14 protein-coding genes and 3 pseudogenes are annotated in these 18,836 nt (G+C 68.5%); 8 read left to right on the forward strand and 9 right to left on the reverse strand.

The window, feature by feature from the left end:
- Positions 1-68: 68 nt before the first annotated feature.
- The 3 genes from IHQ52_RS17370 (at position 69) to IHQ52_RS17380 (ending at position 2,724) form a co-directional block, all read left to right on the forward strand.
- Positions 69-716: a phosphatase PAP2 family protein gene (locus IHQ52_RS17370; RefSeq protein ID WP_210738451.1), complete on the forward strand. Its 648-nt coding sequence runs from the start codon at positions 69-71 to the stop codon at positions 714-716.
- Positions 717-986: 270 nt separating this feature from the next.
- Complete coding sequence (locus IHQ52_RS17375; RefSeq protein ID WP_238064295.1) at positions 987-2,201, forward strand: APC family permease; 1,215 nt, start codon at positions 987-989, stop codon at positions 2,199-2,201.
- A 31-nt stretch (positions 2,202-2,232) separates the two neighbouring features.
- A complete protein-coding gene (locus IHQ52_RS17380) occupies positions 2,233-2,724 on the forward strand; it encodes a DoxX family protein (protein ID WP_006438150.1) in 492 nt (163 codons plus the stop codon).
- Here the strand turns inward: IHQ52_RS17380 and IHQ52_RS17385 are convergent.
- From IHQ52_RS17385 to IHQ52_RS17395, 3 genes and pseudogenes are all read right to left on the reverse strand, one after another.
- Positions 2,716-3,033 (reverse strand): Rv3488 family transcriptional regulator, encoded by a 318-nt coding sequence (locus tag IHQ52_RS17385; RefSeq protein ID WP_006438151.1) that lies wholly within the window; start codon positions 3,031-3,033, stop codon positions 2,716-2,718. The two genes, IHQ52_RS17380 and IHQ52_RS17385, sit on opposite strands and share 9 nt — an antisense overlap.
- 99 nt (positions 3,034-3,132) lie before the next feature.
- Positions 3,133-4,158: a Tn3 family transposase gene (locus IHQ52_RS17390; protein ID WP_238063687.1), complete on the reverse strand. Its 1,026-nt coding sequence runs from the start codon at positions 4,156-4,158 to the stop codon at positions 3,133-3,135.
- 1,594 nt (positions 4,159-5,752) lie between these two features.
- Positions 5,753-6,217: pseudogene (locus IHQ52_RS17395) on the reverse strand (DUF4158 domain-containing protein); the annotation flags it as partial.
- An 87-nt stretch (positions 6,218-6,304) separates the two neighbouring features.
- Here IHQ52_RS17395 and IHQ52_RS17400 point away from each other — a divergent pair.
- Positions 6,305-7,372, forward strand: a pseudogene (locus tag IHQ52_RS17400) (condensation domain-containing protein); the annotation flags it as partial.
- A 50-nt stretch (positions 7,373-7,422) separates the two neighbouring features.
- Positions 7,423-9,098, forward strand: a pseudogene (locus IHQ52_RS17405) (MFS transporter).
- Here IHQ52_RS17405 and tsf read toward each other — a convergent pair.
- Together tsf and rpsB are read right to left on the reverse strand one after the other, a co-directional pair.
- Positions 9,070-9,894, reverse strand: coding sequence for a translation elongation factor Ts (tsf, locus tag IHQ52_RS17410; RefSeq protein WP_006438157.1), 825 nt, complete (start codon positions 9,892-9,894; stop codon positions 9,070-9,072). The pseudogene IHQ52_RS17405 and the gene tsf sit on opposite strands and share 29 nt — an antisense overlap.
- A 54-nt stretch (positions 9,895-9,948) precedes the next feature.
- Positions 9,949-10,767: a 30S ribosomal protein S2 gene (gene rpsB, locus IHQ52_RS17415; protein WP_006438158.1), complete on the reverse strand. Its 819-nt coding sequence runs from the start codon at positions 10,765-10,767 to the stop codon at positions 9,949-9,951.
- 288 nt (positions 10,768-11,055) lie between these two features.
- Here rpsB and IHQ52_RS17420 point away from each other — a divergent pair, with 288 nt between their 5' ends.
- Positions 11,056-11,559, forward strand: a complete 504-nt coding sequence (locus IHQ52_RS17420; protein WP_006438159.1) for a M23 family metallopeptidase — start codon at positions 11,056-11,058, stop codon at positions 11,557-11,559.
- Here the strand turns inward: IHQ52_RS17420 and IHQ52_RS17425 are convergent, their stop codons facing one another.
- Positions 11,560-12,444, reverse strand: a complete 885-nt coding sequence (locus IHQ52_RS17425) for a tyrosine recombinase XerC (RefSeq protein WP_051995441.1) — start codon at positions 12,442-12,444, stop codon at positions 11,560-11,562. It abuts the gene before it with no gap.
- Between the two features lie 68 nt (positions 12,445-12,512).
- Positions 12,513-13,391, reverse strand: a complete 879-nt coding sequence (locus IHQ52_RS17430; protein WP_006438161.1) for a siderophore-interacting protein — start codon at positions 13,389-13,391, stop codon at positions 12,513-12,515.
- Positions 13,392-13,572: 181 nt separating this feature from the next.
- Between IHQ52_RS17430 and IHQ52_RS17435 the strand changes: the two genes are divergently transcribed.
- Positions 13,573-14,166, forward strand: coding sequence for a TetR/AcrR family transcriptional regulator (locus IHQ52_RS17435; protein WP_006438162.1), 594 nt, complete (start codon positions 13,573-13,575; stop codon positions 14,164-14,166).
- Between the two features lies 1 nt (position 14,167).
- Here the strand turns inward: IHQ52_RS17435 and dprA are convergent, their stop codons facing one another.
- Both dprA and IHQ52_RS17445 read right to left on the reverse strand, forming a co-directional pair.
- A complete protein-coding gene (dprA, locus tag IHQ52_RS17440) occupies positions 14,168-15,304 on the reverse strand; it encodes a DNA-processing protein DprA (RefSeq protein WP_006438163.1) in 1,137 nt (378 codons plus the stop codon).
- Positions 15,301-16,809 carry a YifB family Mg chelatase-like AAA ATPase gene (locus tag IHQ52_RS17445; protein ID WP_006438164.1) on the reverse strand — a complete coding sequence of 503 codons (1,509 nt, stop codon included), beginning with the start codon at positions 16,807-16,809 and terminating at the stop codon, positions 15,301-15,303. Before IHQ52_RS17445 ends, dprA begins: the two co-directional genes overlap by 4 nt.
- A gap of 308 nt (positions 16,810-17,117) precedes the next feature.
- On the opposite strand from IHQ52_RS17445, the gene IHQ52_RS17450 reads away from it, so the two are divergent.
- The gene (locus IHQ52_RS17450) at positions 17,118-18,836 is read left to right on the forward strand and encodes an HNH endonuclease signature motif containing protein (RefSeq protein ID WP_006438165.1); all 1,719 of its coding nucleotides are present in this window, start codon (positions 17,118-17,120) and stop codon (positions 18,834-18,836) included.

Below are 18,836 nucleotides of genomic sequence, written 5' to 3' on the forward strand. Positions count from 1 at the left end.
TTCCTGATCGGGCTCGGTGCGGTGCCGCTGGCGGTGGCCGCGTGCGGCACCGAGGATCACCCAGCGCCGTGACTTCCCCGGCGTGGAAGAGGCTTGCTGCGGCCTCGGTGATGCTGATGGTGCTCCTTGGCGTGGGGGCGGCGGCAACGAGCACCGAGGTGACGCGATGGGGTATCGCGGTCGATGACGCGGTGGCCGGGTGGCGTAACGGGGTGTCGACCGCGCTGTCGATCGCCGCGACGCACGCGGCGTCCGCGGCGGTCGGGGTCGCGGCGACGATCCTGGCTCCGGCCGCACTGTGGTGGCGCCGCCGAGGTCGCGACGCGGTACAGACACTGCTGGTGCTCGGCGGTGCGCTGATGATCGCGTCCGTGATCAAGCTGGGTGTGGCCGAGGCCCGGCCCCCGAGCCGGCTGTGGGTGATCGCTCCCGACAACGCACAGAGCTTCCCCAGCGGCCACACCACCCTCGCGGCCGCCGCCGCGCTGGCCGCGGTGCTCGTGACGCAGGGCGGCTGGCGCATCCTGGCTGGGGCCGTCGGCGCCACCGCAACCCTGGTCGTGGCGGCGGCCCGGGTGTATCTGGGCGTGCACTACCCCATTGATGTCCTCGGTGGCGTACTGGCCGCCATCTGCGCGGCGTTGCTGGCCGCCGGTCTGGTCGAACTGCCACCCCTGCGCCGTCACCTGCGCACCCCGGCCGTCTCCCGTCCCTGATCCCGGTGGGCACCGCCGGATCCCCTGCCCCAGCCGGTGTCACGCATCGGCATCCGGCGACACACACGTCCGACAGAGTGGTCGACTCGCGAACCGACGGGTGGCGACCAACACGCCGCGCGTATATCGTCTCCCGATATCGGAGAACGATAGGAGAAACCGGTGGTGTCGAACAGCAACCCGTCGGGCACGGCGCGGGCCACCGACGTGCCCGACGAGCTGCACCGGCGGCTGGGGGTCGCCGACGCGGTGGTGATCGGGCTGGGGTCGATGATCGGCGCGGGCATCTTCGCCGCCCTGGCTCCGGCGGCCCGCGCGGCGGGGTCGGGGCTGTTGCTGGGCTTGGCGGTCGCGGCGGTGGTGGCCTACTGCAACGCGACCTCCTCGGCGCGGCTGGCCGCACGATACCCGGCCTCGGGTGGCACCTACGTGTACGGGCGGGAACGGCTCGGCGATTTCTGGGGATACCTCGCGGGGTGGGGGTTCGTCGTCGGCAAGACCGCCTCCTGCGCGGCGATGGCGCTGACCGTCGGCAGCTACGCCTGGCCCGCGCATTCGCACGCCGTCGCCGTCGGCGCGGTGGTCGCGCTGACGGCGGTCAACTATGCCGGGGTGCAGAAGACCGCGTGGCTGACTCGCACGATCGTCGCGATCGTGCTGGCCGTGCTCGCCGCCGTCGCCGTGGCCACCCTCACCTCCGATACCGCGCACGCCACCCGGCTCGACCTCGGAGGCGACGTCACCGCCGCCGGTGTCCTGCAAGCGGCGGGCCTGCTGTTCTTCGCCTTCGCCGGCTACGCGCGAATCGCCACCCTCGGCGAAGAGGTCCGCGACCCGGCCCGCACCATCCCGCGCGCCATTCCCCTCGCACTGGGTATCACGCTGGTCGTCTACACCGTCATCGCCGTCGCGGTGCTGAGCGTGCTCGGCCCGGATACCCTGGCCACGGCCACCGCGCCGCTGTCGGATGCCGTGCGCGCCGCCGGTTGCGGCTGGCTTTCCCCGGTGGTGCGGGTCGGCGCGGCGGTGGCCGCACTGGGGTCGCTGCTCGCGCTGATCCTCGGGGTCTCGCGCACCAGTCTGGCCATGGCGCGCGACCGGCACCTGCCCCACGCCCTGGCCGCGGTCCACCCCCGGTTCAAGGTGCCCCACCGCGCCGAACTCACCGTCGGCGTGATCGTGGCCGTCCTCGCCGCGACCGTGGACGTGCGCGGTGCGATCGGCTTCTCCTCGTTCGGTGTCCTGGCCTATTACGCGATCGCCAACGCCGCCGCCTGGACCCTCACCCCCGCCGAAGGCCGTCCCGCGCGCCCCATCATGGTGGTGGGCCTGGCCGGATGCCTCGTGCTGGCCTTCTCCCTGCCGCTGTCTTCGGTACTGGCCGGGGCCACGGTCCTGGCGCTCGGCGCCCTCGCCTACCTCACCCGCCGCGCGCTGGCACGCACAGCACCCGTGCCGGGCGAGGGCAACCACAACAACGATTGACCCTCGACACATCCGATCAGAGAGGTATCCCGTGTCCCCGTTCGACACCTGGCAGGCCCGACTGACCACCACCACCGCACCCGCGGCGGTGGTCCTGATCCGCTTCTACGTCGGCGCGGTCTTCCTGTTCGAAGGCATCCAGAAATTCCTCTACCCCGACCAGCTCGGCACCGGACGCTTCGACAAGGCCGGCATCCCCGCCCCCGATGTCCTCGCACCCTTGGACGGCATCTTCGAAATCGCGTGCGGCGCCCTCATTCTCGTGGGACTGCTCACCCGCCTGGCCGTGATCCCGATGATCGTCAACATGGCAGGCGCACTACTGATCACGAAACTGCCCATCCTGTGGGGTGATGCGGCGTTGTTCACCGGCAAGTCCGGGTGGTGGGACTTCGTCCACGAATCCCGCACCGACCTCGCGCAACTGTGCGGCAGCCTGTTCCTGCTCATCGTCGGCGCCGGCGCCTGGTCCCTCGACGCCCGGCTGCGCCCCGCCACGTCCGCCACCGCGGATTCACGCTGACCGCTCGCCGAGCTCGTCTCCGAGGACCTCTCTCGCCAGCTCCAGCAGGGCACGGCGGTCCTCGGCCAACGCCGCCCGCCCGGCGTCGGTGGCCCGATACACCCGCCGCGCCCGGCCCTCGACCACCTCCTGCCGCGAGGTCAACAGCCCGTCGGCCTCGAGCCGATGCAGCGTCGGATACAACGTCCCCGGGCTGATCCGGTACCCGTGGTGGCCGAGCTCCTCGGTCAACCACGCACCGTGCACATCCTCGAGCGCGGCGTGGTGCAGGATGTGCAACCGCACCGCACCCCGCTGAAACTCCCGCATGCCACCCTCCACACCAGCAATGACCAAACCGATATCGGACAACGATAACAGCCCGTGAACAGTGGCGATCGGTTCCGAACGCCCGGCGCTCGAGACTCATCAGTCGTCATCATCGGGAGCGTCCGGATCCCGCAGTGGCCGGTGCGCACCACCGAGGTCGGGCAGCAGAAAGGAGTAGTGACCGTCGAGACGGATGTGGCGGCGGACGAACGGCGACAGCCGGGCGGCATCCTCGTCACGCACCGGGTAGCCCTGGGCACGCAGCTCATCCAGAGCACGGCTCAGATACACCGAATTCCACAGCACAATGATGTTCAAAACGAGCCCCAGCGCGGACAGCTGATCTTCCATGCCGTCGAGGTAGGCGCGCACGAGTTCACCCTTGCGGCCGTGGAACACGGTACGGCCCAGGTCGTGGCGTCCTTCCTGAAGGTTGGCCTGTGCCTTGGCTTCCCGCCGGTAGGGTTCGTCGTCGGCCAGCCGCAGGATATGCAGGGTCTTGAAGATCCGGCCGTAGTGGGCGATGGCCTGGCCGAGATGGGTGGGATTGCCGTCGCGGGAAATCATGCGCGTGACCTCGTGCGCGGAGACCTCACCACGGTTCATCGACACCGCCACCCGGCACATGTCCTCCCAGTGAGAGCAAACTTTCTCGATGTCGATCCGCCCTCGTGCGGCCTTGTCCAGGGGCCCGTAGTCGGCGGCCGGGTCGATGCGCCACAACCGCTGGTCGGGCAAGTGCTTCAGCTGCGGCCGGTACTTGCGGCCCAGCAGATGCAGCAGGCCGAAGACAATGTCGGAATATGATCCGGCGTCGGAAATGATGTCGTCGGGAACCTTGCTGCCCTCGGGTTGACGCAGGATCACGTCGATGGCGTTGAGCGAGTCGCGCGGCGTGCCCGACACAACCATCGCGTTGAGCCCAGCGGCCTGGTCGTTGAGCATGTTCAGCCAGGTACTGCCCCGTTTCGGCCCGAAGTACTTTCGGTTGGGTCGGGCGTGGATCGACCGGACAGGTACCACGAACCGCATCCCGTCCACGCTGGCGACGCAGCCGCCGCCCCACAGCTGGGCCAACGCCACCTCGGCTTGGGCGTTGACCAGCACCGTGTTCGCCGCGGCCATCGTCTCCGCCCGTAGGTAGTGCTGGTCGACGTGGCGCAGCCGATCGCGCGTCGGCGCCAGGCGAGGTCACCGGTGTGAGCCCGACATTCATAGCCTGGGCGCACAGGAGTGCGGCCACCGACACACCCAAGTCCGCGACGCGGGCCTTGGTGCCGGCGACGTGGGTGAACGACTCCCCGAATTCCGGATACCAGCTCATCACCTCCAGGACCATCTCCGGCAGGTCCACACGCGGGATCATCGCCGCGGTGCGGCGGCGCAGATCGACCAGGCTCGGCGGGTCCGGCACCGCGTTCAACGCCGCCACGTGCAGTTTCCCGTCCTCGTCCACCGTCGCCGGAGTGTCGGCACCCAACCGTGCGGCCAGCTCCCGGTAGGTGGCGTCGAGGCTTTCGCCCAGCTCGCCCAGCATCGAGCGCGGATTGTCCGGCAGGCCGAGGACGTTCATGCCGCTGTCGCGGGCGGATTCCCACGCCATGCCCGACAACAGGTGCGCACGCGGGTCACGCCATTTGGAGGAGTTCTCGGCGAAGATGTTGCGGTGCTTGAGATGCCCGTGGAACTGCTCGAGCACACACAGGGTGTAGGCGGCCCGGTCCACGGTCTGTTCCGGCCGCTCGGGCGGGTAGACCAGGCGCTGCCAGCCGCCCCCGACCAGGTCGTGATCGACACGGCGGGCATCAAGCCAGCGGGCCGGTAACCCGCCGCGACCAGTGCGTTGCGGAGAGATCAGATCCGCCAGCGCGGCAACGGCTTTCAACACCGGCGCGGCATCGGCGGTGGCACCGAAATCGATGTTGCGCATCATCGCGGGCAGGAACGCCCGCACCGTGGCGTACCGGTTCGCCAGCTCCTCGAGCCGCTGCGAGTCGCACTCCGGATCCGCCTGCGGCACCAGCTCATCGATCGCCGCGAGCGCCGCACGCAGCTCCGCCTTGGACACGGTATTCTCGATCAGATCCCACACCAGCTCCAGCGACAAGCCCGGCTCGTTTTCGCTCATCTCCAGCAGCACCCGCACCGCCTGGGCCAGCTTGCCGGCGTTGCGGCTCACCCGCGGGTAGCGCTTCAGCTTCTCGTCCTTGGACTGGCGTTCGGCCTTGGCCATCAAGTCGGTGACCATCAGCAGGTCGAACAGCTCCAGCACGTCATCGATGGCTTTGGCGCGCAAGGTGAACACCGTCGCGCACAGCAACGCCAGTAACCGCTCCCGCTGGGATTTCAGCCGCCGCAGGTGCGCGGTCTTGCCGGTCAGGCCGTGCGCGGCCAAGGCGATCAACCGGCGCGCCGGCACCGCCGCGATATCCACCGAGGCCGGGATCACCGCGTTCACGTCACGCACCCGGGCAAGAGCGTTCTTCATGCCCGTCGACGAAGGGGTGAACGCGCCCTTACGCAGCCGCTCCAGCTCGACATACCTGCGGCGGTTCCCCTCCTGGGTGTCCAGCAGCCCCAGCAGCTGCCCAGCCTCCCTGCCCGACATCTGGCTGGCCAGCTGCGCCCACAGGCGCCGGTCAGCATCCTGCTTGCCGTCGGTGACCAGCCGCTCCAGGGTCGTGACACCAGGCAGTAGAGCGTTGCGTTTGCGCAACCAGTCCACCGCGCCCGCAAGCAGGGCCTTCGGGCCGTCGCCGGTCATCCACGCCTGATCCGCGATCCACGTCAGCAGCTCGGCCTCGACCTGCGCGTACGAGACCAGCCCCTCCCTGCGCTGGATCTCCCACGCGTGTTCGAACCGGGTCTTCTCCCGGTCGGTGTAGGACTTCACACACGACGGATCCGCGATCTCCAACTGCTCAGCCAGGTAATCGACCTCGCCCGGAACATCGAGCGGATCGGGCAAAAACATCCCCAAGTACCGAACAGTCACCAGCTGAAGCGCGAAACCGAGCCGATTCGAATCCCGCCGCCGGCCCGCGATCAGACGACGATCCTCGTCATCGAGGTAGAAGAACCGCTCCAGCTCGCCCCTCGACAGCACACCGAACTGGCCGTACCCGGCCCCGCCCTCATCACGCACAACCCGACATGCAACCACCACACGCCCGCCAACACCCACCAATCCGGCGAATCAACCGCCATAGCAACGGGTTTCGCCACCGGCACTCGCTAACGCCAGTCTTCGCTCAACTGGACCCCACATGCCGTGCCCGTCGACCACGGCGATCTCGACGCCGAGCGTCTCTGCACTCTCGTCCAGGACGAGACGGCCGGTCCGTTCAACTGGGACTGCTTCACCTTCGGTGCGATCGAATGGGATGGCGGTTTCACGGTCTACGCCGCCGTCGACCACCTCAACACCGACGGCATCTCCCAGGCGTCCACCTGCCTGGAGCTCATGACGCTCTACATGAACGCCGCGTTCGGCGCCGGGGCCGAACTCCCCTCCGTGGGAAGCTACATCGACTATTGCGCACGTGAACGCGCCATCTCCCGGCAGCTCACCCGGCGCTCGCCCCACGTCGAAAGGTGGATCGAGCTGGTCCGGGCCAACGAGGGCCGGTTGCCCAGCTTCCCGCTCCCCCTCGGCACCGGCGACGAAGGCTACACGCGGAGTGCGCTTCTCAACGCGACGGTGTTCGACGAGGCTGCCGCCCAGCGCTTCGAGGACGTCTGCCGCGAACTGGGTTCCAACGTGATCTCCGGGGTCATGGCCACCGCCGCCTTGGTCTACGCCGAATTCACCGGCAAGAACGAGTATTTCGGCATGACACCGAAGAGCACCAGGTCCGGCGCCGAGGAGATGAACTCGGTGGGCTGGTTCACCAGCCTCATCCCGGTACCACTGACGGTCGACGACACGACGACGTTCCGCAGCCTCGCACCGCAGGCGGCACGCAGCTACGCCGCCGGAAAAGAGCTAACCGACATCTCCTTCCACCGGGTGCTGGAGCTGGCCGAACCCCGGGACGGGCTCGATGTCGTGCCCGGCTGGTCGGTGCCGATGATCTCCTACATCGACGTTCGCAAGCTGCCGGGTGTAGAGATCTTCGAGGCCGGAAACGGTTGCCTGTTCGGCAACCGCGGTAGCAGCGAAGAGGTCTACATGTGGGTGAACCGCTTCCCCACCACGACCTCGATCACCTTCCTGTACCCGAACACCGACATCGCGCGGGAATCGGTGCAGCGCTACGTCGAACGCTTCGTCGAGGTCATCAGCACGGCGGCCGAGCAGGGTGACTATCGAGCCTCCTTGCCCGCACTCACCTCGTGACCGCAGGCCCGGCGTGGCTGGCCCTTGCCGGGTGTCTGCTGGGCGTGTTCATGCAGATGCTGGACACGACGATCGTCAACATCGCGCTCCCCGACCTGACGGTCGACCTCGGGGCGTCGACCTCGCAGCAACTTCTCGTGCTGACGGTCTACACGTTGTCGTTCGCGTGCACGCTGCTCACCGCGGCGACCCTCCGCGGACGGTACGGGCGTCGGCGCTTGTTCCTGATCGCGATGATCGCCTTCACCGTCACCTCGATGTTGTGCGGCATGGCAACGGCTCCGGTGATGCTCATCGTGTTCCGCGGTGCGCAGGGCATCAGCGCGGCGCTGATGTCCGCACAGACACTGGCCTTGATCGCCGCCCTGTTCACCAGGGAACGCCACGGGCTGGTCTTCGGGATCTACGGCGCCGTGGCGGGTCTCGCCGCGATCCTGGGTCCCGTCGTCGGTGGACTGCTCGTGCACGCCGACGTCGCCGGATGGGGTTGGCGCACCACCTTCTTCGTCAACCTGCCGCTCGGGGTCGTCGCCTGCGTGCTGGCGTGGCGTCGACTCCCCGCCGACGTCGACCCCGATCCCGACCGGCCCGACATCGTCGGGATGACGCTCTCGGCAACCGCGCTGCTCCTGCTGTTGTACCGACTCGCCGTGGGGCGGGAACAACAGTGGCCGGCACTCCTCTGGGTCATGCTCGGCGCCGCCGTGGTCCTGTCGGTCGCCTTCGTGTGGCAGCAGAAACGGCTCGCGGCCCGGGGCGGAACACCGTTGCTGCGCATCGATCTCTTCTCTTCCCGCCGGTTCGCGGTCGGACTGGGCATGTCGCTGCTGTTCTTCAGCGTCTTCGCGGGCTTCTTCTTCACCGTGTCGATCACGGCGCAGTTCGGTCTCGGGTACTCGGCGCTGGAGACCGGACTGCTCGCTCTGCCGTTCGCCTGTGGGGCGGCCGTGGGATCGGTCGCCTCGCCGTGGGCCGTCGCCCACCTGAGCGCGCCACGGGTTCTGCTCGGCGGTGTTCTCACCGTCGGGGTGGCGTTCGCCTGGATCGCGCTGGTCCTCGACCCGGCGTCGGAAATCCTTCCGGTGACGGCGATCCTGGCTCCCCTGGTCCTCGGTGGTGTCGGTACAGGATTGTTCGTCGCCCCCCCCTGCAGGCGGTCATCCTCTCCGACACCTCGGCGGAGACGGTCGGGTCGGCCAGCGGCACGATCCCGACGGTGCAACAGATCGGCGCATCGATCGGACTGGCGCTCGTGACGATGTTCTTCTTCGGACAGGTGGCCGGGCAGACCGGCACGAGCGTGCCCGCCGTGCACGCGGAACTCGCCGTCGCACTGGAGGATTCGCCGGTCGATCCGATGTTCCGGCCGGCGGTGGCCGACCGGTTCACCTGGTGCGCGACACGACAGCTCACCTCGCCACATCCGGAACGACCTGCCACCGGATGTGCGGGCACCCCGGCGAACAGCACGGTCGCGGCGATCGCCGGCGAGGCGCAGCCCTGGACGCAGAGTGCGGCACGCGCGGTCACCGCACGCACCTTCCTGGGTGCATTCCGCATGACGCTGTGGGTTCTGGCCGCACTCGCGATCGGTGTCGGCTGCCTGACGCTGGTGCTGCGGCGAAACGACAACCGCCCCGCCTCCACGATGGGAGACGGGGCGGTCGAGTCGTCGTCCGGGGAGGCCCGGGAAACGATCAGGCCTGGCCGACCTCGAAGCGGGTGAAGCCCTTGACGGTCACGCCGGCCTCGTCGAGCAGGGCCTTGACGGTCTTCTTCGAGTCCTGGACGGACGGCTGGTCGAGCAGCACGACGTCCTTGTAGAAGCCGTTGACGCGACCCTCCACGATCTTGGGCAGAGCCTGCTCCGGCTTGCCCTCCTCCTTGGCGGTCTGCTCGGCGATGCGACGCTCGTTCTCGACGACGTCCGCGGGGACCTCGTCGCGGGTTGCGTAGCGCGCCTTGAGAGCTGCGACCTGCATGGCGGCGCCGCGGGCGGCCTCATCGGCACCCTCGCCCTCACCGGAGTAGGACACCAGCACGCCGACGGCGGGCGGGAGATCCGAAGCACGCTTGTGCAGGTACACGGCGACCGGGCCGTCGTAGTAGACGACGCGACGGAGCTCGAGCTTCTCGCCGATCTTGGCGGAGAGGGCAGCGATGGCCTCGTCGACGGTGCCGCTGCCGAGAGCAGCCTTCTTCAGCTCCTCGACGTCGTTGGTCTTGGCCTCGGCGGCCGCGGCCACGATGTCATCGGCGAGCTTCTGGAATTCGTCGTTCTTGGCGACGAAGTCGGTCTCGGAGTTGATCTCGATCATGGCGCCGCCCTTGGCGGCGACCAGGCCCTCGGCGGTGGAGCGCTCAGCGCGCTTGCCCACGTCCTTGGCACCCTTGATGCGCAGCTCCTCGACGGCCTTGTCGAAATCACCGTCGTTGTTGGCCAGCGCGTTCTTGCAGTCCAGCATTCCAGAGCCGGTGAGTTCGCGAAGACGCTTCACATCGGCTGCGGTGTAGTTCGCCATCGTTGGCGAGCCTCCTTCGAAAGAGTGTGGTGGGACCGAATTGCTGCGGCGGTGTTACTGAGCAGCCGGGGCGTCGGTGGCTGCCTCGCCACCGGCGGGAGCTGCGGCCTGGGTCAGCAGCTCCTGCTCCCACTCGGCGAGCGGCTCGCTGCCGGCTTCCGGCTTGGCGTCGCCACCGGCGGCACCGGCGCGGGCCTGGAGACCCTCGGCGACGGCCGAGGCCACGACGCGGGTGAGCAGGGCGGCGCTGCGGATGGCATCGTCGTTGCCCGGGATCGGGTAGTCGACCAGGTCGGGGTCGCAGTTGGTGTCCAGGATCGCGATGACCGGGATGTTCAGCTTGCGAGCCTCACCGACGGCGATGTGCTCCTTGTTGGTGTCGACGACCCACACGGCCGAGGGAACCTTGGCCATGTCGCGGATGCCGCCGAGCGTGCGCTCGAGCTTGTTCTTCTCGCGGGTCAGCATCAAGATTTCCTTCTTGGTGCGACCCTCGAAGCCACCGGTCTGCTCCATGGTCTCCAGCTCCTTCATGCGCTGGAGACGCTTGTGCACGGTGTTGAAGTTGGTGAGCATGCCACCGAGCCAACGCTGGTTCACGTACGGCATGCCGACGCGGGTTGCCTCAGCGGCGATCGACTCCTGAGCCTGCTTCTTGGTGCCGACGAACAGGATGGTGCCGCCGTGGGCGACGGTCTCCTTGACGAACTCGTAGGCCTTGTCGATGTAGGTCAGCGTCTGCTGCAGGTCGATGATGTAGATGCCGTTGCGGTCGGTGAAGATGAATCGCTTCATCTTGGGGTTCCAACGGCGGGTCTGGTGCCCGAAGTGTGCGCCGCTGTCAAGCAGCTGCTTCATGGTCACGACAGCCATGAGATGTCCTTTTGTCGCAGTTGTCTGTCGACACCGGGTTGGTGCCGACCCTGGCGCCTGCCGGCGAGTGCCACCCGAACCGGTCGATGACCAGGCCCGGGACTGCCCACTCGGCGTGTGTTTTCGCAGGCGCGCGAAGTCACCCCATCAACAACCGATGAGGTGCGGACGAAAGTTTACGCGCGTCGACCAGCGAAAACCAAAACGTTCCGGCCGCCGACCCAGGCCACGGATCCGGATCGGCGCCGCGTGCGTCCAAGAGGTGTGCCGCCCGCTTGTTCCCGCCTTGTGCTCACCGCGTTGTTGTGGCTGGCCGTCCTGTGCCCGACCCCGCAGGCCGGTACCGCCGCACCTCGCCCCTATTCTGCCCCGCTGTCTCCGCGTCCGACGGTCGTGACCGGCTTCGATGCGCCGGAGAAGAGATGGCAACGGGGTCACCGGGGTGTCGATCTCGCGGCCGCACCCGGAGTGCCGGTCGCCGCGGCGGGAGCGGGTCGCGTGCGGTTCGCGGGCCGGGTCGCCGGACGCCCGGTCATCTCGGTGCAGCATCCGGACGGGGTGATCACGACGTACGAACCGGTCGATGCCGCCGTCGACGAGGGCGACCATGTGTCCCGCGGCGAGCTGATCGGCACGCTCGTCGCCGGGCATCCGGGCTGTCCGGTGCCGGCGTGCCTGCACTGGGGCGCTCGACGCGGGGTCGGACGCGATGCGGAGTACCTGAACCCGCTGGGCCTCCTCGGGGCGGTGCGGGTCCGGCTCAAACCGCTGAAGCCGGGGCCACCACCGTGATCAGGCGCGGGGGTGTGCCTGGCGGTGCACCGCTCGCAGGCGTTCGACGCTCACGTGGGTGTAGATCTGCGTCGTCGCCAACGACGAGTGCCCGAGCAGTTCCTGCACGACGCGTAGGTCGGCTCCACCTTCGAGGAGGTGTGTCGCGGCGCTGTGCCGGAGGCCGTGTGGTCCCATCGCCGGGCCGCCGGCGGCCGCGACCGCTTGGGACACGACCGACCGTGCCATCCGCTGGTCGAGCCGGCCGCCGCGTGCCCCGAGGAGCAGCGCGGCTCCTGATGTGTCGGTGGCCAGGGCGGGACGCCCGCGTCGCAGCCAGTCGTCGATGGCCTTGGCCGCCGGTTCGCCGTAGGGCACGGCACGTTCTTTGTCACCCTTGCCGATCACCCGCAGGATGCGTCGCCCGGCGTCCACGTCGTCGACGTCGAGCCCGCACAGTTCTCCGACACGGATTCCACTGGCGTACAACAACTCCAGGATCAGGCGATCTCGGAGTGCGATCGGGTCTCCGGGGTCGCGGTCCTGAGCGGTCGCATCGATCGCGGCGTCGGCCTGTCCGGGCGCGAGCACCGCAGGCAGGGTGCGATGTGCTTTCGGAGCCTTGAGTCGCTGTGACGGATCGGTGGCCATGATGCCCTCGCGAACCGCCCAGGTGCAGAAGGTCTTCGCCGCGGAGACCTGCCGCGCGATCGTCGTGCGGGCGGCGCCGCGGCGTGTCAGTTCGGCCAGCCAGGCGCGCAGGAGGGCGAGGTCGATGTCCGCCGCGGCGACTCCGCGGGCACCGGCGAACGACAGCAGCGCCCGCGCACCACCGACGTATGCGCGGATGGTGTGTTCACTGCGACCTTTCTCCAGGCGCAGGTGATCGGCGAAGTCGTCGAGCATGTCCGTCAGCACAGCGTGCGGCAGGAGCGGGTGCAACCCCACACGCGGTGCCGTGGCCGGATCGATGCCTATCGGCCGGCTCTACCGACCGACACCGGCGCCTCTTCGGCGGCGCGCAGTTCGGCCTTCCATTTCCGGAAGCCCTCCTCCGTGCGGCCGCGCCGCCAGTACCCGGAGATCGAGGCGTTGCCCGCGCTCACCTTGCGCTCCTTGCGGATGTAGCTGCGCAGGTTGTGCATGACGGCCTGGGCCTCGCCGTGGATGAAGACGTGGGGTTCGCCGTCGAGCCACTGCGCCTCGCGGACCGCGGCGATGAGGGGTGCGTTGTCGCCGGCGACCGAGTCGTCGACCTCCCCGGCCGGTCCGCCGCGGTGTACCCAGACGATCTCCGCGCCCGGGGGCGCGGTGAGGTCGAGCTCGTCGTCCGGCCCGGCGACCTCGATGAACACCTTGGCGACCGCGTCGGCGGGCAGCGCCTCGAGTGCGGCGGCGACGGCGGGCAGTCCCGCCTCGTCGGCGGCGAGCAGGTGCCACGGAGCTTCGGACTTCGGCCGATACCCGCTGCCCGGTCCGATGAACCGGACGGTTTCGCCCGGCTCCACCGAGGCGGCCCATGGGCCGGCGATGCCCTCGGTGCCGTGGACGACGAAATCGACGAGGATCTCCCGGGCCTGGGGATCGACACGGCGAACGGTGTAGGTGCGCAGGACGGGTTGCTGTTCGGGAGGCAGCGTCGTCCGCAGTTCCTGGAGGTCGAAGGGCTCCGGGTAGGTCACCCCGTCCGGCGCGAAGACGAACTTCACGTACATGTCGGTGTCGGCGTCATCGGGTGCCCCGACCGCCTCCTGGAAGTCGTCGAAACCTTCTCCGCCCAGGTAGAGGCGGACGAAGTGCGGGCTGATCTGTTCCCGTCGGAGCACCGTCATCGTGTTCACGCGCTTGGCCATGGAACCTCCTTGTCGCGACCACCTTACGCCTCCTACTTAGGCCCACATAAGAGATGATTTCGGTTCATTCCGGCGAACTCGCGGTACGCGCTTGTAAGGTTTTCTCACGATCAAGCGATGTGATCCGAGAGTTTGCAGTTCTTGAGATCCGACGTCGCGAGACCCGACCAGAGGCGATTCCATGCCGGACCACCCCGCGGAGCCCCAGCCGACCCGAGAGGGCGCTCCGACGCGCGGATCGCGTCTCGGCGCCGACGACTGGCTCGACGCGGCGGTGGAGGTCCTTCTCGAGGACGGGATCGACGGTCTGAAGATCTCCCACCTCAGTGCCCGGCTCGGCGTCACCAAGGGCAGCTTCTACTGGCATTTCACCGACCTCGCGACGATGAAGTCCGAGCTCGCCGCCCACTGCAAGAAGGTTCAGGCCGCAGCCGTGGCACAGATCGCGGAGCTCGAGGTGCTCCCGCCCATCGAGCGGATCGAGGGCATGACGCGGCTCATGTCCGACCCCCGGCGTTGGCGCATGGAGGCCGCGATGCGCAGGTGGGCCGAGACCGACGAGTCGATCGCGGACTCGATCTCCGAGCTGGACGGTCAGATCTTCCAGATCGCCCATCAGGCGATGCGTGAACTCGGCTTCGACGAGGCGGAGGCCCATGCCCGCGCGACCACGCTGCTCTACGCCGCTATCGGCTTCGTCCACGCCCACGGACGCCTCGGCGAGGCGACGCCCGACGACCTCCGCATCTTCCTCGACATCCTGACGCGGAAGTGAGTCACCCGGTGGCCAGTCGCCACTGGCCGCCGACGTTCTCCACCAGCCCGTCGATGTCCAGTCGCGCCAGAGCCGCCCGCACGGCCGGTACCTCGAGCCCGGCCGCGAAGGCGATCTCCTCGATCCCGACACCACCCCGACCGGGGATCGCGTCGTGTACCCGCAACTGATCGGCGCTGAGCCCATCGGTTGGCTTCGCCCGTCCTCGGCCGAAGTCTCCCCCGCCGTCGGGCCGGACGAGGTTCACCGCCGACGCGACGTCGGACACCAGAACCGCCAATCCGTCGGCGATCATCCGATGACTGCCGACCGAGGTCGCCGACGTCACCGGTCCGGGGACCGCGCCCAGCGGACGGCCGAGCTTGCGCGCCCACGCAGCGGTGTTCGCCGCACCCGACCGCCGGCCCGCTTCGACGACAACGGTTGCCCCGGACAGTGATGCGACCAGCCGATTACGGGTCAGGAAGCGGTGTTTGGCCGCGGTCGTCCCCGGCGGATACTCGCTGATGACCGCGCCGGTCCGGGCGATCTCGGTCAGGAGCGCCGAATGCGCGGCCGGATAGTCACGGTCTATCCCGCAGGCCATCACGGCCGCGGTCACCCCACCGGCGGACACGACGGCGCGGTGGGCGGCACCGTCGATGCCGAAGGCGCCACCGGAGATCACCGCGAATCCCTCACCGACGAGACCCGACGCCAGCACCTGCGTGACGTGTTCGCCGTAGGCCGACGCCGCGCGGGAGCCGATGAGGGCGATCGAGGCGGCGGCGAGATCGTCGAGGCGGGCCGGTCCGCGGACCCAGAGTGCCAGGGGTTCACCACCGCGAGCGGCGGTGTCGGCCTGGCTCAACGCGAGCAGCGACCACGCCGGCCATTCGGGATCGGAACGGGTCACCAACCGCGCCCCGATCGCGGCGGCGGCATCGAGGTCCTCGGCCGCACGGTCGGAATCGCATCGTGCCGCGGTCGCGGCCAGCACCGGTTCATGACCGTCGGGCACCGTGCGGCTGCGGATGGCCGACGCCGCCTCGACCGCACCGACCTCGTCCACGAGCGCGATCACGTCCGCACACGGCGGTTCGGCCACGCGCGCCAAGTAGGTCCACGCCGACAGCTCCGACGGGTACTTGCCACTCACCAGGTCGCTCCTCGGTCTCGGTACAGAAGTGCTTGTGCGACATCGTCTTCGACGGGAGCGTCGGTGCCGCGCAGATCGCTGAGGGTCCAGGCCAGGCGCAACGCACGGTCGGCGCCGCGTGCCGTCACCCGCCCGTCGCGGAGAAACAGTTCGATGGGCCGGAGGACGTCGGGGGGTAGCCGGAACTTCTGCCGCAAGGCCGATCCCGGCACCTCGGCGTTGGTGCGCCACCCGAATTCCGACCACCGCTCGACCGCAGCCGCACGCGCCGCGGTGACCCGCGCGCGAACTTCGGCACTCGACTCTCCCGCCCCACTCATCAGCGCGGCATTTCCCGGCGGGTCCATGCGGACCCGGATGTCGACACGGTCCAACAGGGGTCCGGACAACTTGCCGAGATAGCGGCGTCGCACGACCGCGGTGCACACACAGTCGACGTCGTGTGCGGGTGCACACGGGCACGGGTTCGCCGCGAGGATGAGCTGAAACCGCGCGGGATATACGGCGACCCCGTCTCGGCGCGGCACTCGCACCTCGCCGTCTTCGAGCGGCTCCCGCAGGGATTCCAGGACCTTGACGCTCATCTCGGCACATTCGTCGAGAAACAGAACTCCGCGGTGTGCCTTGGAGACCGCACCGGGACGGGCGAACCCGGTTCCGCCACCGAGGAGCGCCGTCGTCGACGAACTGTGATGCGGGGCGACGAACGGCGGTTCGGTGATCAGCGGACGCCCTGCTGACAGCTCCCCGACCAGCGAGTGGATCGCCGTCACCTCCAGGGAATCCTCGAGACCCAACGGCGGGAGGATGCCCGGCAGTCGTCGCGCGAGCATGGTCTTGCCGATGCCCGGCGACCCGGTCATCAGGACGTGATGCGCTCCGGCCGCGGCGATCTCGAGTGCGTGCCGCGCCTCGTGCTGACCCACCACGTCGGCCATGTCCGGGATCGGCGGCGGCTTCGTGGGTGCCGTCCGGTGGAAGTTGTCGAGTACGAGATCACCCGCGAGCCAGGCCGCCACCTCCTTGAGGCTCGACGCACCACCGACGTCCATCCCCTCGACCAGCGCAGCCTCCGCCACCGTCTCGATCGGCACCACCGCACGTCGATAACCGGCTTGACGCGCAGCGATCACCGCCGGCAACACTCCCCGGATCGGCCGCACGTTCCCATCGAGCCCGAGTTCACCCAGGAAGATCGTCGACACCAGCTTCTCCGACGACACCTGTTCTGTCGCAGCCAGAATCGCCACGGCCATCGACAGATCGAACCCCGACCCGACCTTCGGCATGTCGGCCGGCGACAACGCCACCGTCACCTTCAGATCGGGAAACGTGAACCCCGAGTTCTTGATCGCCGCCCGCACTCGGTCCCTAGCCTCCCGCACCGACGCATCCGGGCTACCGGTCACCGAGAAACCCGGCAACCCCGACCCCACACTCGCCTGTACGTCGACGACATGCGCCGCAAAGGCGTTGAGCCCCACCGCCTGCGTTTGCCCCAGCATGGGCACAGTGTGGTCGAGGAGCCCCTACCCGGAACCGTGTCACCACCGGCGGACGGGTGATCTGTGGATGAACGTCGAGTTGTTCAGCGGCCGGACCATGGCCTGGGTTCTACGGAACGAAGTCGCACGCGATGTCAATCCGGCTAAACGACTTCGGCTGAGATCGCGTCGACGGATCGATGTCGCACGCGATGTCAATCCGGCGGATTCGACTGTCGCGCACTACCTGACAGCCGGACCCTGTGGACACGAATCAGATCTTGTCGGTGATCGGGTCTACATTGGTGGTCAGCAAGTGATCCGGTCGAATGTGCCGGATCTGCAACACTTCTGGGGGCAGGGTGTCGGACGATCGGATCGACCCATCGGGCGGATCATTCGCCGGGGTCGATCCTGCCCACCCCTACGACGCCGACATGAACTCCCTCATGGACGCGTTGGCAGAGTCGCAGCGCCGGGATTCTCACGAGGACTGGTTGCGGTACCAGCTGGTCACCGCCATCGCCGACCGTTGCATCGCGGTCCGCAGCACCCTGGCCGGCGGGATCGTCGTCAGTGGCGAAGCCGACTGCGTCATCCGAGTGGCACGGCAACTATCGCTCACTCGACGACAGGCAGAGATCCTCGTCGACGAGGCCATCGGCCTGCGCGAGTCCCTTCCCGAAGTTCTCGACACACTCCGTGACGGCATCACCACCCGCTGGCAGCTTCAGGTGATCCTGTCCCGCACCGCACTCGTCCCGCCCGACTCATCGATCACCCCGACCCTCGACGCCGCGATCGCCGCCACCCTGCGCAGCAAGAAAGGGTCGTGGACCAGGGCACGGTTGCGTGACATGGTCGACCGGCTGGTCTTCCGGCACGATCCCGACCTCGTCCGGGAACGGCGCAAAGAAGCACTCGACAACCGTGGCATGTCGACTCACACCCTGGACGACGGGACCGCCGAGATCACCGGTGTGATGGCCGCGGAGAACGTGCGCATCGCGGCCAAAGCCGTTCGCGTGTTGGCTGATTCGGTGTGCAAGCACGACGGTCGCACCGTCGGGCAACGCAACTCCGACGCCATGTTCGCGCTGTTGACCGGCACCGTGTTCGAGTGCTGCTGCGACCGTGAGGACTGCACGGCCGAGGTCCCCGAGCCCGGAGCGGCACTCGCCTCGGTGCGCAGCGAAGTCATCATCCATGCCGTCACCGATCCCGCGACGCTCAACGGCGCACCCGGGATCGGCTGGATCGACGGCCACGGCGTCATCTCCGACGAGCACGTCCGCGACCTCGCCAACCGGCCCGACGCGACGATCAAGCCGGTCACGCCGGCACGTACAGCACCCACACGTTTTGCCGCCGAAGCGCCCTCTCCGGAAGACGGCCGCGACGAGCGTGACGCACAGTCCCGCGAAGCCCGGCGCCCGCAACCCGCAGCCACTCCGAACGATGAGCCGGTCGCGCCGAACGTTCCCGTCGCGCCGTCGTCGGATGTCGTCGTCATCTACCCCGGTTCTCAACCGTCTGACCCCTACCGCCCGACCACCGCGTGCGCCGACTTCGTCCGCATCCGTGACGGCTACTGTGCCGAGCCGGGTTGTGAGCGTTCGTCTTTCAGCTGCGACCTCGACCACGTCACCGAGTTCGACCATCAGCGCCCGACCCGCGGCGGTCTCACCTCGAGTGAGAACCTCAACGCGAAGTGCCGGTTCGGCCACCTGCACAAGACCTTCGGCGACTGGGTCGACGTCCAGTACCGCGACGAGGACGGCCGCCTGGTCACCGAATACATCACCCCCGAGGGCTACCGCATCCACGGTGACGCCGAAACCCTGGAAGACCTGTTCCCGAACCTGCGCCGAATCCGATTCGAACAACCTGCCCAAGCCCCACCCACACCACGGGTCATCACCGGTGCCGACACTCCGCCACCGAACAACCGAACCGCCGCGAAACACGCCCGGCGGAGGGCCGAACGCGCCCGCAACCAGCGCGAACGCGAACGGCGCGAGCAGACCGACGGACCGGCGCCGTTCTGA

This window comes from Gordonia amicalis, assembly GCF_022059885.1.
Lineage (GTDB): Bacteria > Actinomycetota > Actinomycetes > Mycobacteriales > Mycobacteriaceae > Gordonia > Gordonia amicalis.

Coding starts and splice junctions, on each gene's coding strand:
- IHQ52_RS17375 (WP_238064295.1), top strand. CDS start 987: ATGATCGGCGCGGGCATCTTCGCCGCCCTGGCTCCGGCGGCCCGCGCG.
- IHQ52_RS17385 (WP_006438151.1), bottom strand. CDS start 3,033: ATGCGGGAGTTTCAGCGGGGTGCGGTGCGGTTGCACATCCTGCACCAC.
- IHQ52_RS17390 (WP_238063687.1), bottom strand. CDS start 4,158: ATGGCCGCGGCGAACACGGTGCTGGTCAACGCCCAAGCCGAGGTGGCG.
- tsf (WP_006438157.1), bottom strand. CDS start 9,894: ATGGCGAACTACACCGCAGCCGATGTGAAGCGTCTTCGCGAACTCACC.
- rpsB (WP_006438158.1), bottom strand. CDS start 10,767: ATGGCTGTCGTGACCATGAAGCAGCTGCTTGACAGCGGCGCACACTTC.
- IHQ52_RS17425 (WP_051995441.1), bottom strand. CDS start 12,444: ATGCTCGACGACTTCGCCGATCACCTGCGCCTGGAGAAAGGTCGCAGT.
- IHQ52_RS17430 (WP_006438161.1), bottom strand. CDS start 13,391: ATGGCCAAGCGCGTGAACACGATGACGGTGCTCCGACGGGAACAGATC.
- IHQ52_RS17435 (WP_006438162.1), top strand. CDS start 13,573: ATGCCGGACCACCCCGCGGAGCCCCAGCCGACCCGAGAGGGCGCTCCG.
- IHQ52_RS17445 (WP_006438164.1), bottom strand. CDS start 16,809: ATGCTGGGGCAAACGCAGGCGGTGGGGCTCAACGCCTTTGCGGCGCAT.
- IHQ52_RS17450 (WP_006438165.1), top strand. CDS start 17,118: ATGTGCCGGATCTGCAACACTTCTGGGGGCAGGGTGTCGGACGATCGG.